The organism is Micromonospora sp. II (genome assembly GCF_001709195.1).
Taxonomy (GTDB): Bacteria; Actinomycetota; Actinomycetes; order Mycobacteriales; family Micromonosporaceae; genus Micromonospora; species Micromonospora chalcea.
This window is the reverse complement of record NZ_LYXF01000067.1, coordinates 115,731-130,105: the sequence shown is the minus strand read 5'-3', so window position 1 is coordinate 130,105 and position 14,375 is coordinate 115,731. Positions and strand designations below refer to the sequence as shown.

The window sequence follows — 14,375 nt, the reverse complement described above, 5'->3', positions numbered from 1 at the left end:
GTCTATCCGGCGGCGTCGGCGCGGGCCGCGCCGTCGAGGGTGTAGCGGCGCTGCAACAGCACCGCTACCACCATCACGGCGGCGGGCAGCAGCCCGAAGCCGTAGCGCAGCGCGTCCAGCGCGGCCGGGGACTGGGTCACGGTCTGCCCGGCGGTCGAGGCCACGAACCCGCCGGCGGCCAGGCACAGCGCGTACGCGTACGGGCCGAGCGCCGCGCCGGTGGCCTCGGTGGCGGTCCACACCCCGGTGTACGTGCCGGCCCGCTCGGCGCCGCCGCCCGCGCGGATCACGTCGGGCAGCATGGAGAACGGCAGCAACTGCATGCCGGCGAACGCCACGCCGAGCACCGCCACGGCGGCCACCAGCACCGGCAGTCCGGCGGGACGGCCGATCGCCAGCACCAGCGACCCGGCGGCGAACGCGGCCTGCGCGGCGAGCAGGGCGCGTTGCTTGCCGATCCGCCGCGCCACCGTCAGCCAGACCGGGGTCACCAGCAGCGCGGGCGCGACGAACGCGGCCACGAGCACTGTGGTGAGTCCGGGGCGGCCCAGCTCGTACTCGGCGTAGTAGGGCACGCCGGCCAGCACGAGGTGGGTGGTGGTGGACATGGCCAGGTACGCGCCGACCAGCCAGCGGAACTGCCGGTCCCGCAGGCTCGCGGCCAGCGCCCGCCACCCGCCCGGACCGTGCGGCGGGGCCGTGTCGGCGGCGGTACGGCGCAGCCGGCCGATCCCGGCGACGCCGACCAGCATCGCGGCGAGCATCCCGGCCGCCAGCACCACGCCCATCAGCAGGTAACCGTCGCGGGTGGCGTCGTCGCCGCCGGCCAGCAGCGGCGCGAGCAGCCCGGAGACCAGGATGCCGAGCGTCAGCACCACCATCCGGAACGCCATCAGCCGGGTCCGCTCGTGGTAGCCGATCCGCAGATCGGCAGGGGTCGCCAGGTAGGGCACCTGGTACGCGGCGAACAGCAGGTTGCCGGCGACGAAGAACACCGCCACCCAGCCGGCCGCGGCGGCGCCGGTGAGGCCGCCGGGCACGGCGAACAGCGCGGCGAACGCCAGCGGCAGCGCGCACCCGGCCAGCAGCAGCCGTCGGCGGTGACCCCGGCGGGCCTGCTCGACGTCGCAGAGGTGCCCGATCCACGGGTGCAGCAGCACGTCGGCGATCTTCGGCAGCAGCAGGGTGAGCCCGGCCAGCCACGGGGCGACCGCCAGCACGTCGGTCAGGAAGTAGAGCAGCAGCAGCCCGGGCACTGTCACCCAGACGCCCATGCCGAGTGAGCCGGTGGCGAACCCGGCGAGCGGGCCGCGTGGCAGGGTGAGCGCGTCGGAGCGCTGATCCAGCCCGGTCATCGCGGCCTCCTGTCCTCGGGGCACGCCGCCCCCAATCCAACGGTTGCTGGATTGTAGGGGGAACAATGGCCGGATGACCATGCCTCGCCGCCGGCCCGGTCGGCCCCGCCGCGACGACCAGCGCCCGACCCGTGACCTGGTGCTCGCCGCCGCCACCGCATTGTTCGCCGAGCGGGGCTTCGACGCGGTCAGCGTCCGCGACGTCGCCGCCGCGGCCGGGGTGGACGCCGCCACCGTGGTGCACCACACCGGCACCAAGGCGCAGCTCTACGACGCCTGCTTCGCCCGGGTGTTCAGCGCCGAGCGGGAGGTCATCGAGGCAGCCGGGGAGCGCGCCCGGGCGGCCCTGTCCGCCGGGCCGCACGACGCGCTGCGCGCGCTGCACGACCTGCTGGACGTGTTCGTCGACTTCCTGGAGGACCGTCCGGAGACCACCGCGTTGTGGCTGCGCCGCTGGCTGGAGCCGCAGCGGCACGGCGAGCTGGACCGCCGCTACGCCGCGCCGCTGTACGGGCTGGTCGAGGAGCTGCTCGTCGCGGCGGCCGAGGCGGGCGCGCTGACCGAGCCGACGCCGCACGTGACGGTGCGTTCCCTGGTCTGGACGGTGCACGGGCACGTGGTGGCCCTGGCGGCTGGGACCGGCTCGGGCGCGCGCGAGCGGCGGGAGTTCCGGGCGTTCGTGCACCGCTTCCTCGACGCGCTGTACGGCGGCGCCCGGCCTTGACGCCGGCCCGCGCTCCGGGGATTATCCATCAGTCGTTGGATTAAGGAGGCGGGTATGGCCACACCGAGGGTCGCCGTCGTCGGCGCCGGAGCCGCCGGACTGGCCACGCTCAAGGCGCTCGCCGACGCCGGCATCCCGGCCGTCGCGTTCGAGGCGGCCGACACGCTCGGCGGCCTCTGGGTGTACGGCGCACCCGGCTCGCCCGCGTACCGGACGCTGCACCTGAACACCAGCAAGGGGCGCACCGAGTTCGCCGACCACCCGATGCCCGCCGACTGGCCCGACTACCCCGACCACACCCGCGTCGCCGGCTACCTCGCCGACTACGCCGACCGGTTCGGCCTGCGCGAGGCAGTACGGCTGCGCCACACCGTCGAGCGGGTCACCCGCACCGGCGACGGCTGGCGGGTACGCGCCACCGGCCCGGACGGCCCGGTCGCTGTCGACGTCGAGGCGGTGGTGGTCGCCAACGGGCACAACCGGGTGCCGAAGCGGCCCGAGCCGTACCCCGGCGAGTGCGCCGCCGAGCAGATGCACAGCCACGACTACCGAGGGCCGGAACAGCTCGCCGGGCGGCGGGTCCTCGTCGTCGGTGGCGGCAACTCCGCCATGGACATCGCCGTCGACGCCTCGTACGCCGCCGCACGCACGCTGCTGTCGCTGCGCCGCGGCGTCTGGGTGGTGCCGAAGTACCTGCTCGGCCGCCCGTCGGACACGCTCAACGGCGCGCTGGCCCGCCGGCTGCCGTGGCGGCTGCGGCAGCGGATCAGCCAAACCATGATCACCACCGCGGTCGGCCCGCCCACCCGGTACGGGCTGCCCGCACCGGCGCACGGCTTCCTCCAGGACCACCCGACGCTGTCCGACGCGCTGCTGTCCCGCCTCACCCACGGCGACATCCAGGCCCGGCCCGGCATCGCCCGCTTCGACGGCGACCGGGTCGAGTTCACCGACGGCCGCCACGACGAGATCGACCTGGTCGTCTGGTGCACCGGCTACCGCGTCGAGATGCCGTTCCTCGACCCGGCGCTGCTCGGCGACGGCCCCGACCGGCTTCCGCTGTACCGGCACGTGTTCCACCTCGACGCCCCCGGGCTGGCATTCGTCGGGCTCATGCAGTCCACCGGCGCCGCGTTCCCCCTGGTCGAGGCGCAGGCCCGGCTGGTCGCCGCGCGGCTGGCCGGCACCTGGACGCCACCGGACGCGGCCCGGCAGGCCGCCGCCTGCCGCGACGAGCTGCGCGCCGCCACCGCCCGGTGGGGGCAACGCCGACCGCACATGCGCGTCGACTTCGACGTCTACCTGGCCGAACTGGGCCGCGAACTGGCCGCCGGCCGGCGCCGCGCCGGAGCGGCACGATGAACGCCCCGGGACGGCCCCCGGCCGAGGACGCGCAGCGGACCGGATCCGGCGCGGCAGGCCGAGGCTCGGCCGCCGGATCCGGCACGCCGGGCCGCAGCGCCCTGGCCGGACGACGCGTGCTGGTCACCGGCGCGCGCGGCACGTTCGGGCAGCACCTGGGTGCCGCGCTCACCGCCGCAGGCGCGCACGTGGTCGGGCTGGACCTGCACGCCGACCCCGATGCCACCCCTGCGGTGCTCGGCGTCGACCTGACCGACCCGGCCGCGACGCCACCGGCCGTGGCCGCCGCGATCGACCGGCTCGGCGGACTCGACCTGCTCATCAACAACGCCGGTGTGGGCGGGCCCGCGCCCGCCGAGCTGCCGCCGGACGAGGTGGTACGCCGCCAGATCGAGGTGAACCTGCTCGCCGCCTGGCGGACCACCGCCGCCGCGATGCCCGCCCTGGAGGCCGCACGCGGCCGGGTGATCTTCGTGGCCAGCCGGATGGCCGTGCTGCCGCTGCCCCTCGCAGCCGCGTACGGGGTCAGCAAGCGGGCGCTCGTCGCGTACGCCGACGCGCTGCGCCACGAAGTAGGCACCCACGTCGGCGTCAGCGTGGTCTACCCGAGCATGGTCGCCTCCCCGATCCACGACAGCACTGTGGCGGCCGGGCTGTCGCTGAGCGGAGTGTCGCGGCCGGAACCCGTGGAGGGAGTGGTGGCGGCGATCCTGCGCGCCGCGACCGCCCGCCGCGCGCCACGGGACGTGGCCACCACCCGGCGCGGCCGGATCGAACTGGCGCTGGCCCGGCACGCCCCGGCCCTCGCGGACCGGATCGTGCGCCGTACCGTCGCCGGAAGGCTGGCCGCCGGTGACCTGGACGGTGCGGCGCTGGCCGAGGGCATGGTCCGGCGGCACCGGCAGGCCGGCGGGTAGCGTGCGCGCATGGCCGTCTCGCCCTACATCGCCCGGCTGCGCCGCCACGTCGGCCACGACCTGCTCATGCTGTACGGCGTCAGCGGCGTGGTCACCGACGACGCGGGACGGGTGCTGCTGGCCCGCCGGGGCGACAACGGCCGCTGGTCGGTCCCGGCCGGCACCGTCGACCCGGGCGAGCAACCAGCCGACGCGCTGGTGCGCGAGGTCCACGAGGAAACCGGCGTCAAGGTGGCTATCGACCGGCTCGCCGGTGTCGCCACCCACCCGGTGGTCTACCCCAACGGGGACGCCTGCGAATACCTGAACGTCTGGTTCCGCTGCCGGGCGATCGGCGGCGCGCCGACGGCCGACGGCGACGAGTCGCTGGCGGTGGCCTGGTTCGCCCCGGACGCGCTGCCCGAACTGGACGACTGGGCGCGGCTGCGGATCGGCACCGCCCTGACCGACGACGCCCCGCCCTGGTACGCCGCGCCGGGCGAGAGCCACCCGGCGCTGCGCCAGCCCGACAACCTCTAGCCGAACACCACCTCGCACGGCCGGTCCGGAACCAGATCCACCGCACGGCGGTCCCCGGGTGCGTGCACCACCACGCGCTGCGCCACCGGCGACACCAGCCGGGCCCGGACTCGGCCCGGCGCCCAGGTCAGCTCCTCGACGGTGACCCGGCCCCGGCAGGTGACGCCGCGCAGCGTCCCGGCGGGCAGATCGGGTAGCGGCGCGGGCAGCAGCCGCAGCACCCCGGGGCGGGACTGCACGAGCGACTCGATCAGCACCGCCGGCAGCGTGTGCGCGGCGTCGGCGTTGTACGTGGTCCGGCCCGGGTTGTGCGCGCTCATCAGCGACCGGAAGAACATGTCCGCGCCGAGGATCTTGCCCAGGTTCGCCGCGACCAGGTCGCCGTCGTGCAGCCGCGCCGCCGCCAGCGCCCGGTGCAGGCTGCCGTGCGCGGACTGGTTCTCGTCGCCGCGCAGCGTCAGCGCCCGGTGCGCGGCGGCGGCCAGTTCCGGGGTGTCGTCCGGGTTGATCTCGTCGAGCGGCCACACCGGATACAGGTGGCTGACGTGCCTGTGGTTCTCGTCGCCGGTGCTGCCGGGCCACGCCCACTCGGCGAGCGCGCCGCGCCCGTCCACCAGGTAGCCGGGAGGCCGCACCCCGGCCCACCGGTCCTCGCCGGTCACCTCGGCGGCCAGCCGTAGCGCGTGCCGGGCCGCGGCGACGTCCATGGTGGCGTTGATCGCGACCGGCGCGGTCCGGCCGGTGTCGTCGTACGGGCCGGTCTCCGGCGAGTACGACGGCACCAGCGCCGGCTGCCCGTCCACATCGGTGAGCACGTCGGCGAAGAAGTCCGCCACCTCGGCCAGCCAGCCGGCCACCGGACCCAGCGGCTCGCCGGTGACCAGGTGATGTTCGTGCAGCGGGTGCAGCAGCCAGTCCGCGCCGGCCAGCCACGCGGTGAACGGCCAGTCGGGGTGGACGTGGAACAGGTGCCCGTGCTCACCGTCGGTGCGGCTGGGCGCGAGCAGCCCGCGCGCGCCGTACACGGCCCGGGCGTTGGCGCGCCAGTCGGCCACCTGCGCGGCGACCAGCCGGGCGTGCGCCGCTGTCACCTCCGGCAGCGCGCCCACGTTCGCCCCGGCGAGTTGCAGGTTCAGGTTCGCGTCGGTGGTGAAGTCACCGGCCCACGCCGCGTCCCAGGAGCCCAGCCACAGCCCGGTCAGCCGGGGCGGCAGCACCCCGCTGGCGCTGAACAGCAGGTACCGGCCGGAGTGGAACAGCCGCTCCAGCAGCGCCGGGTCCAGCCGGTGCGGCGCGGCGGCCTGCCGGGCCAGCAGCTCACCCACCGGGAGCGCCCGGTCGGCGGCGGGCACGCCGAGGTCCAGGCCGACCCGGGTGTACGGGCCGCGATGGCGCGGCGCGTGCCGGGCCAGCAGCGCGTCGTAGTCCCCGGCCAGCGCGGCGAGCCGCCGTTCCGAGTCCCGGGTACGCCACGGCGGCGCGTCGGGCCGGTCGACGAGCGTGGTGAGCAGGGCCGGTCCGCGTACCCGCGCCCGGTCGCCGTCGACGCTCACGTCGCCGCGCAGCAGCGTCAACCCCTCGAACCCGTACGCCCCGCCGGCGTGCGGGTAGCGGGCGCGTACCCGCAGGAACACCAGCCCGTCGCGGCGGTAAGCGGCCTGCTCGTACACCACGTCGGCGGGCCGGCCGGGCAGCTCACCGGTCACATCGACCACGCAGTCGCCCTGGTCGAGGTGGAGCACCGCCACGCCGTCGGCGCGGGAGGCGAAGCAACGCCGCCGCCCGCCCGACCACTGCACCTCCACCTCCCCGGTGGTGAAGTCGGTGTCGCGCCGGTAGCCGCGTACCGGTCCCGGCGGTGCGTCGACGGTGAGCGCGTACCCGGGGTGGAACGACTGGGTCCACTCCAGCTCCCGGCCGCCGGTGAGCAGCCGGGCGGCCTCGGCACGGCGCCCGGCGAGCACCAGCGCGCGGATGTGCGGCATCCGGCCGGCCAGCTCGGGCGCGCGGGCGTCCCGGGTGCCGTTGGGCAGGACGAGCCGGTGGTGGTTCACCACGATCCGCTCCGCGTACGGCTGCCCGTGGACCATGAGTCCCAGCTCGCCGTTGCCGGTGAGGAACGCGTCGGTCCAGTCGGCGGCCGGCGCGGTGTCGTGGACGCGGTGCACGGTCACCGGCGGGCGCTGGTGTCCCGCACGGTGAGGTGCGGTTCCAGCAACGTCACCTCCGGCACTCCCTCGCCGCTCAGCCGCCGCATCAGCAACGCCACCGCCTGCCGGCCGACCTCCTCGGCGGGCACCGGTACGCAGGTGAGCGCGGACTGCTCGGCCAGCTCGTCCGGGCAGATCGCGACCACCGACACGTCGCGCGGCACCCGGCGGCCGAGCAGCGGCAGCGTGGCCAGCACCGGCCCGACCGCCGACTCGTTCTGCACCACCAGGCCGGTGACGTCCGGGTGGTCGGCGAGCAGCGCCTCCAGGTCGCGGCGTACCGCAGCCGGTCCCTCCTCGCAGGGCCGGGTCACCGCGTCGACGCCGAGCCGCCCGGCGGCGGCGCGTACCCCGGCGCGGGTGCGGTGGGCGAACCCGGTGCCCCGGTCGTAGACCGCGGCGGGCGCGCCGAGCAGCGCGATCCGCCGGTGCCCGGCGGCGGCCAGGTGTTCCACGCACAGCTCACCGGCGCGCCGGAAGTCCAGGTCCACGCAGGCCAGCCCGGTGCTGTCGGCGGGGTGCCCGATCAGGACACCCGGCAGCGCCAGTTCCCGCAGCAGCGGCACCCGGGAGTCCTCCAGCTCGACGTCCATCAGCAGCACGCCGTCGACGAGCGCGCTGCCGGCGATGCGGTGCAGCCCGGCCGGGCCCTCGTCGGCGGTGACCAGCAGCACGTCGTGGTCGTAGCGGCGGGCGGTGGTGACCACTGCGGTGGCGAAGCGCATCACCACCGGCACCTGCATGCCGGTACGCAGCGGCAGCACCAGCGCGATCACGTTGGCGCGGCGACTGGCCAGGGCGCGCGCCCCGGCGTGCGGGTGGTAGCCCAGCGCGCGGACGCTGTCGAGGACCCGTCCCCGGGTGGTGGCCGAGATGGTGCGTTTGCCGCTGAGCACGTACGAGACGGTGCTGGCGGCCACTCCGGCGTGCCGGGCCACGTCGGCGATGGTGACCTGCTCGCCGGGGACGCGCCCGCTCACCGGGCGGCTCCACAGCTGCGGTCGGCCGGGGCGACCGTCGTGGCGTCTCCGGTCACGGCGAGCGCGCCGACGAGCCGGATGTCGCGAGCGGACCGGCCCACCAGCACCGAGTGGACGGTGTCCTCCACCACCATCGCCGCGCGGGTCTCGTCCCACCAGGCCAGATCGGCGGTACGCAGGCGCATCGTCACCCGGGCGGCGCAGCCCGGATCGAGCGTGACGCGGGCGAAGTCGCGCAGCTGCCGCAGCGGCTGCTTGACCCGGGAACGCCGCTGCCGGGTGTAGAGCTGCACCACTTCGGTGCCCGGGCGGCGGCCCGTGTTGGTGACCTCGACGCTCACCTCCACCTCCTCGCCGGCACGTGCCGTGGCGGTGCTCAACCGTAGGTCAGCGTAGTCGAACTCGGCGTAGCTGAGCCCGTGCCCGAACGGGTACAGCGGCTCACCCCGGTGGTAGAGGTAGGTGCTGTCCGCGCCGATGATGTCGTAGTCGAGCAGGTCGGGCAGTTCGGCCGTGTCGGCGTACCAGGTCTGGGTGAGCCGCCCGCCCGGGTCGGCGGCGCCGAGCAGCACGTCGGCGAGCCCGTTGCCGTGCTCCTGTCCACCGTGGGCGCTCCACAGCACCGCCGGCAGATGCTCCTGCGCCCAGCCCACCGCGTACGGGTAGCTGCTGGTCAGCGCCAGCACGGTACGCGGGTTCGCGGCGTGCACCGCGCGCAGCAGCTCCTCCTGGCCGGTGGGCAGCGTCAGGTCGGCCCGGTCCTCGGTCTCCCGGCCGTTGACCATCGGGTGGTTGCCGAGCACCACCACCGCCACGTCGGCGGCGGCGGCGAGCGCGGCGGCGTCGGCGGCCCCGTCGGCGCGCAGCGTCACGGTGAACGCGGCCGGGTCGCCGGTGGCCACGCTCAGCCGCCCGTCAGGTGCGACGCCGACGTGCCGTCCGGTGGCGAGGTGACGCAGCAGCGCCGTGCCGTCGGGCCGGTGGTCGAGGCGGAACGTCTCGCGTACCACCCAGCCGCCTGGTCCCTCGCGGTCGGCCACCAGGGCCCCGGCGTCGTCGGCGCCGACGTACCGGCCGGTGTCCACGGCGCGTAGCGCCACCACGTCCTGTCCCCAGTCGACCACCTCGAACTCGGCCGCGGTGTCGCCGAGCGCCAGCGGGCCGTCGCCGTCGAGGCGTACCGCCCGGTCGCCGACGTGCAGCGTGACCCGGTCCGTGCCGGGGTGGGTGGTCACCTCCGGCAGCCGTCCGAGCAGCCCCGCGTAGGCGCTGATCGTGTACGGCGGGGTGCCGCTGTACCAGTCGGTGAGCACGGTGTCGGCGAGCGGTCCGAGCACCGCGACGCGGGTGCCGGGGCGCAGCGGCAGCAGGCCGTCGTTGCGCAGCAGCACGACCGACTGGCGGGCGGCCTCGCGGGCGAGTTCCCGGTGGGCGAGGCTGTCGAGCGTGTGGGGCGGCACGTTGTCGTGGGGGTCCGGGTCCAGGTCGCCAAGGCGCGACCGGACGGACAGGATCCGCCGTACCGCCCGGTCCACGTGGGAGGGCTCGATGAGACCGCGGGCCAGCGCCTCGGTGAGGCGTTCCACCGTGGGGGCGCTGTCCTCGTCGTCCTCGGTGAAGCTGTCGATCCCGGCGCGCAGCGCGGCGGCGAACCCGGCCACGTGGTCGGGCAGGTACTCCTGCACGCCGGCGATGTTGCCGACCGCCCCGGCGTCGCCGACCACCATGATGTCGTCGTCGGCGTAGCCGCGCAGCTCGCCCTCGATGAGCGGGCTCAGGTGCGCCGGTACGCCGTCGACCAGGTTGTACGACGCCATCACCGCGACCGCCGCGCCGGCGGCGAGCGGGGCGCGGAACGCCGGCAGCTCGTATTCGTGCAGCACCCGGGGTGGCAGGTCGCTGGAGGTGGTGGCCCGGTCGGTCTCGTTGTTGTAGCCGAGGAAGTGCTTGAGCGTCGGCGCGGTGCGCAGCCGGATCGGGTGGTCGCCGCGCAGCCCCAGCGCGTACGCGGTGGCCAGCTTGCCGGTCAGCCACGGGTCCTCGGACCAGCCCTCCTCGTTGCGTCCCCAGCGGGGGTCGCGCAGCGGGTTGACCACCGGCGCCCACACGTTGAGGCCGACCCGGACCGGGTCGGCGCGGTGCTTGACCCGTACCTCGTCGCCGACGGCGGCCCCGACCGCCCGGATCAGGTCCGGGTTCCAGCTCGCGGCCAGGCCGATCGCCTGCGGGAAGACGGTGGCGGTGCCGAGCCACGCGACGCCGTGCAGCGCCTCGGTGCCGGTGCGGAACGCGCGCAGGCCGAGCCGGGGCACCGGCGCCTGCCACTGGTGCAGCAGGCCGAGCTTCTCCGGCAGCGTGAGCCGGGCCAGCAGGTCGTCGAGACGGTGGGGGACGGGGTCGGTCATGGTGGGCGCCTCCGGTCGGCGTACGGGCCGTCGCCCGGCCGTCGAAGCGCTTCGACGACCGTGCCGGTGACGGGGCGGCGCGTACGCGAAAAGGGGTGGTGGTCGGTGTCGGCAGGGGTCGGCCCGGAGCGGTGGTGAAGCGCTTCGACAACCGCCGAAAAACACGCCGCTTTCGCAGGTTGCCCGGTCCCGGAACGCGACGCTACCGAGGTTGACACCTTCCGGCCGGTGCGGTCAAGGGGTCACCCGGCGGGCAGGCGTCCCGCCTCCACTGTGGCCAGCGCCGCGGTGGCCCCGCCCAGCGCGCCGGCCGCGGACCCGAGCGTGCTGGCCTCCAGCCGCACGCCGGGCGGGACCGGTGTACGGGCGGCGAGTTCGGCGTGGGCGGCCGGCAGCAGCCACGGCGCGAGCGCCGCCAGGTGCCCGCCGACCACCACCACGTCCGGGTCGAGCAGCCCGGCCAGCACCGACGCCGCCTGGCCGAGCAGCCGGCCGATCTCGGTGAGGCCGGTGCGTACCGGCTCGTCCCCGGCGCGGGCGAGCGCCTGGATCCGTTCGATCTCCGGCAGGTGATCGGTGACCGGGCCGGCGTCCGGCAGCAGCCGGCCGATCACCGCGTCCACGCCGAGCAGCGCGGTCAGGCAGCCGCGCCGCCCGCACGCGCAGGGCGGGCCGTCGGCGGCCAGTGGCAGGTGCCCGATGTCGCCGGCGAAGCCCCTGCTGCCGCGCAGCAGCCGCCCGCCGCTGATCAGGCCCGCGCCGATCACCGGCCCGCCGGTGAGGTGCACCAGGTCGGCCGTGCCGGCGTACGGGCCGTGCCGCTGCTCGGCCAGGACGGCGAGGTTGGCCTCGCTGTCGACGGTGAGGGGGAAACCCGGATCACGCAGGGCGCGGCGCAACGCGGCGGCGAGCGGTACGCCACGCCAGCCGAGCGCCGGGGCGGCCGGCACGTCGCCGTCGGCGTCGACCAGCCCGGGCACGGCCACGGTGAGGCCGAGCACGGTGCGCTCGGCGCCGGTGACGCGGGTGACGGCGCGGCGGGTCAGCGCCGCGAGCGCCTTCACCGTCTCCTCGGGGCCGGCGGTGGCGGCGGGGAACGCGCGCCGCCACGTGAGCACCGGGTCGCCGCCCAGCCCGGCGGCCACCGCGACCAGCTCGTCCGCGCCGACGCGCAGCCCGAGCCCGACGTAGCGGGCGCCGTCGAGGACGAGCATGGTGGCGGGGCGGCCCACCCGGTTCTCGGTCAGCCCGGTCTCGCGCAGCAGCCCGTGTTCGATCAGCTCGCCGACCAGGCTGGAGACGGTGGCCTTGTTCAGTCCGGTGCGTGCGGCGACGTCGGCCCGGGAGCAGGGGGCGTGCCGGCGGACGTGCCGGAGCACCGCGGCCCGGTTCGTCACCCGCACGTCGCCGAGGTCGGCCGTCGGCCGGTCGATGCTGATCACGTACTGCCCGCCTCCTGCGCCCGGCCATGGGTTCGGCTAAAGCTTAAACTAAATAGGCGCGATCCCGGCCGGGTGGGCCCGGCCGGGGAACCACGGCACGAACGGCGTCACCGGGACCGGCTCGCCGTCGAGCACCACCCGGCGCGGCGGGTCCGTGCCGACCACGCTCACGCGCCGCACGTCCAGCGGCCCGTCGACGCGTACCCGCAGCGTGTCGCCGTCGCGCACGGCGGTGACCGTGGTGTCGCCGTCGGGGTCGCGCACCACGCTCACGCCGTCCACGCCGCCCCAGGCCACCACCGTGACGTCCCGGAACGGGCCGGTTCCGACCGTCGTCGCGGGCGCCACAGTGGGGATCAGCGCGCCGTGCCGCACGTACAGCGGCAGCCGGTCCAGCGGCACGCTCACCCGCAGGTGCCGTCCGCCGGTGTGCCGCTGCCCGGTGTACGCGTCCAGCCAGTCGTCGCCGGTCGGCAGGTAGACGGTGCGCTCGCCGGACCTGTCGAGCACCGGCGCCACCAGCAGGTCCGGGCCGAGGCGGTACTGGAGGTCGGCGGTCCAGGCGGCCGGGTCCTCCGGGGTGTCGACGAGCAACGCGCGCATCATCGGGCTGCCGGTGCGGGCGCTGTCCACTGCCGCCGACCAGAGGTACGGCAGCAGCCGGTAGCGCAGCCGCAGCGCGTCCACCGCGTGCCGTTGCGCCTCGGGCGGGAACTCCCACGGCAGCCGGCTGGTGGTGCCGTGCAGCCGTACCAGTGGTGAGAGCGCGCCGAACTGGGTCCAGCGCACGTACAGGTCCGGTTCGGGGGTGCCGTGGAAGCCGCCGGTGTCGTGGCTCCAGAACGGCACCCCGGACAGCCCGTGGGACAGACCGCCGCGCAGCGTGCTGGCCATGCCGGGCCAGGTGGCGTTGACGTCGCCGCTCCACTGGGCGCTGTGCCGCTGCCCGCCCAGGTACGACGAGCGCGCCCACACGGTGCGGTGCCCGGCCACCTCCTCGGTGACGTCGGCGACCGCGTCGTTGAACAGCAGCGCGTACACGTTGTGCAGCTCGACGCCGGTCATGCCGTTGTGGGCGACGGCGTCGGCGGGCACGCCCTCGGCGAAGTCGGTCTTGAACACGGCGACGCCCTGGGCGAGCAGCGGGCGCAGCAGGTCCTGGAACCAGCTCACCGCGGCCGGGTTGGTGAGGTCCACGATCGCGCAGACCGGGTAGCTGCCGTGCCACGTGTCGGCGACGTACGTGCTTCCGTCCGGGCGGCGCAGGAAGTAGCCGGCGGCCTCGGCCTCGGCGTAGAGCGGGCTGCCGGTCATCAGGTACGGGTTCATCCACAGGCACACCCGGAAGCCCTGCTCGGTGAGGTCCTTGAGCATGCCGTCCGGGTCGGGGAAGGCGTCGGTGTCCCAGCGCAGGTCCGACCAGTGTCCGGCGACCTGCCAGTAGCAGTCCAGGTGCAGCACGTCGCAGGGGATGTCGTCCGCGCGGATGCGCCGGGCCCGTTCCAGCACGCGCTGCTGGCTGTCCGGGAAGAAGCCGGAGGAGATCCACGCGCCGAACGCCCACCGCGGCGGCAGGTACGGCCGGCCGGTCAGCGTGTCGAGCCGGTCGAGCACCTGCGCCGGGGTGGGTCCGGCGAGCACGTAGTAGTCGAGCAGGTCGTCCGGGACGAGGATCTGCACGCTGCTGTGCGTGCTGGCGCACATGTCGAACTGCACCGGCAGCCCGCTGTCGACGAGTATGCCGTAGCCGCGGTCGGACAGGTAGAACGGCACGTTCTTGTGCGACCGGTCGGACTCGCCGCCGAAGGCGTCGAAGTTCCACATCAGCGGCCGCTGGCCGCGCTTGTCCAGTGGGGTGAACTTCTCGCCGAAGCCGACGAACCGCTCGTCGCCCGGCGCGACGAAGCTCTCGTGCCAGGCCACCGGCTCCCCGTCGACTGTGGAACGGCCCAGCGGCAGCGTGCGGCGGCGGCCGCTGATGTCGCGGGTGCCGGCGTCGGAGGCCAGCAGCAGTCGTCCGTCCGGAGTGTGGAACCGCAGCCCCCACGGGTCCAGGCTCAGCTCGGCGACCATGCCACCGGCCGCCACCCGGACCTGCCCGTCGGCGACGGTCACGGTGGCCGGGCGGGGTTGCGGGTGGACCAGTGTCAGCGCCGGTGCGGACCGGCTGCGTACCGAGGGGTCGTCGGCGAGGCGTACCCGGATGATCCCGTCCCCGGCGGCCTCGACGCGCGTGACCAGCGTGCGGCCGGACGCGCAGGTCGCGGTGAGCGTGACCCCGTGCGCATCGGTCGCGGCGACCTCGGCCCGCAGCACGTCGTCGGCGCCCTCCTCGCCGGGGGCGCGGACCGGCAGGTCGGGCGGGTCGGCCACGAACGTCTCGTACGGGACCAGCGGCGGGCGGTACGGCATGGGCGTCTCCTCGCGGCGTCCACGGGCGGTCCCGCCAGTTTCTTTGGAA

The 14,375-nt window shown here is 75.5% G+C and carries 10 protein-coding genes; 4 read left to right on the top strand and 6 right to left on the bottom strand.

The window, feature by feature from the left end; genetic code table 11:
• Positions 1 to 2: 2 nt before the first annotated feature.
• Positions 3 to 1,355: an MFS transporter gene (locus A8711_RS26495; RefSeq protein WP_069089682.1), complete on the bottom strand. Its 1,353-nt coding sequence runs from the start codon at positions 1,353 to 1,355 to the stop codon at positions 3 to 5.
• Positions 1,356 to 1,428: 73 nt separating this feature from the next.
• On the opposite strand from A8711_RS26495, the gene A8711_RS26490 reads away from it, so the two are divergent.
• Genes A8711_RS26490 through A8711_RS26475 form a run of 4 tightly spaced genes read left to right on the top strand, consistent with a single transcriptional unit; the run spans position 1,429 to position 4,877 of the window.
• Complete coding sequence (locus tag A8711_RS26490; RefSeq protein WP_227457361.1) at positions 1,429 to 2,079, top strand: TetR/AcrR family transcriptional regulator; 651 nt, start codon at positions 1,429 to 1,431, stop codon at positions 2,077 to 2,079.
• A gap of 54 nt (positions 2,080 to 2,133) precedes the next feature.
• Positions 2,134 to 3,441 carry an NAD(P)/FAD-dependent oxidoreductase gene (locus A8711_RS26485; protein WP_069089681.1) on the top strand — a complete coding sequence of 436 codons (1,308 nt, stop codon included), beginning with the start codon at positions 2,134 to 2,136 and terminating at the stop codon, positions 3,439 to 3,441.
• Entirely contained in the window at positions 3,438 to 4,358 is a 921-nt protein-coding gene (locus A8711_RS26480) for an SDR family oxidoreductase (protein ID WP_064445989.1), read from the top strand. The genes A8711_RS26485 and A8711_RS26480 overlap by 4 nt, the downstream gene beginning before the upstream one ends.
• 9 nt (positions 4,359 to 4,367) lie before the next feature.
• Entirely contained in the window at positions 4,368 to 4,877 is a 510-nt protein-coding gene (locus tag A8711_RS26475; protein WP_069089680.1) for an NUDIX domain-containing protein, read from the top strand.
• Here A8711_RS26475 and A8711_RS26470 read toward each other — a convergent pair.
• The 5 genes from A8711_RS26470 to A8711_RS26450 form a co-directional block, all read right to left on the bottom strand.
• Complete coding sequence (locus A8711_RS26470) at positions 4,874 to 7,051, bottom strand: glycoside hydrolase N-terminal domain-containing protein (protein WP_069089679.1); 2,178 nt, start codon at positions 7,049 to 7,051, stop codon at positions 4,874 to 4,876. The two genes, A8711_RS26475 and A8711_RS26470, sit on opposite strands and share 4 nt — an antisense overlap.
• Entirely contained in the window at positions 7,048 to 8,067 is a 1,020-nt protein-coding gene (locus tag A8711_RS26465) for a LacI family DNA-binding transcriptional regulator (RefSeq protein ID WP_069089678.1), read from the bottom strand. Before A8711_RS26465 ends, A8711_RS26470 begins: the two co-directional genes overlap by 4 nt.
• Entirely contained in the window at positions 8,064 to 10,472 is a 2,409-nt protein-coding gene (locus tag A8711_RS26460) for a beta-glucosidase (protein WP_069089677.1), read from the bottom strand. Before A8711_RS26460 ends, A8711_RS26465 begins: the two co-directional genes overlap by 4 nt.
• Before the next feature lie 242 nt (positions 10,473 to 10,714).
• Entirely contained in the window at positions 10,715 to 11,914 is a 1,200-nt protein-coding gene (locus A8711_RS26455) for an ROK family transcriptional regulator (RefSeq protein WP_069089676.1), read from the bottom strand.
• Between the two features lie 48 nt (positions 11,915 to 11,962).
• Positions 11,963 to 14,326 carry a TIM-barrel domain-containing protein gene (locus A8711_RS26450; protein ID WP_069089675.1) on the bottom strand — a complete coding sequence of 788 codons (2,364 nt, stop codon included), beginning with the start codon at positions 14,324 to 14,326 and terminating at the stop codon, positions 11,963 to 11,965.
• Positions 14,327 to 14,375 lie beyond the last annotated feature (49 nt).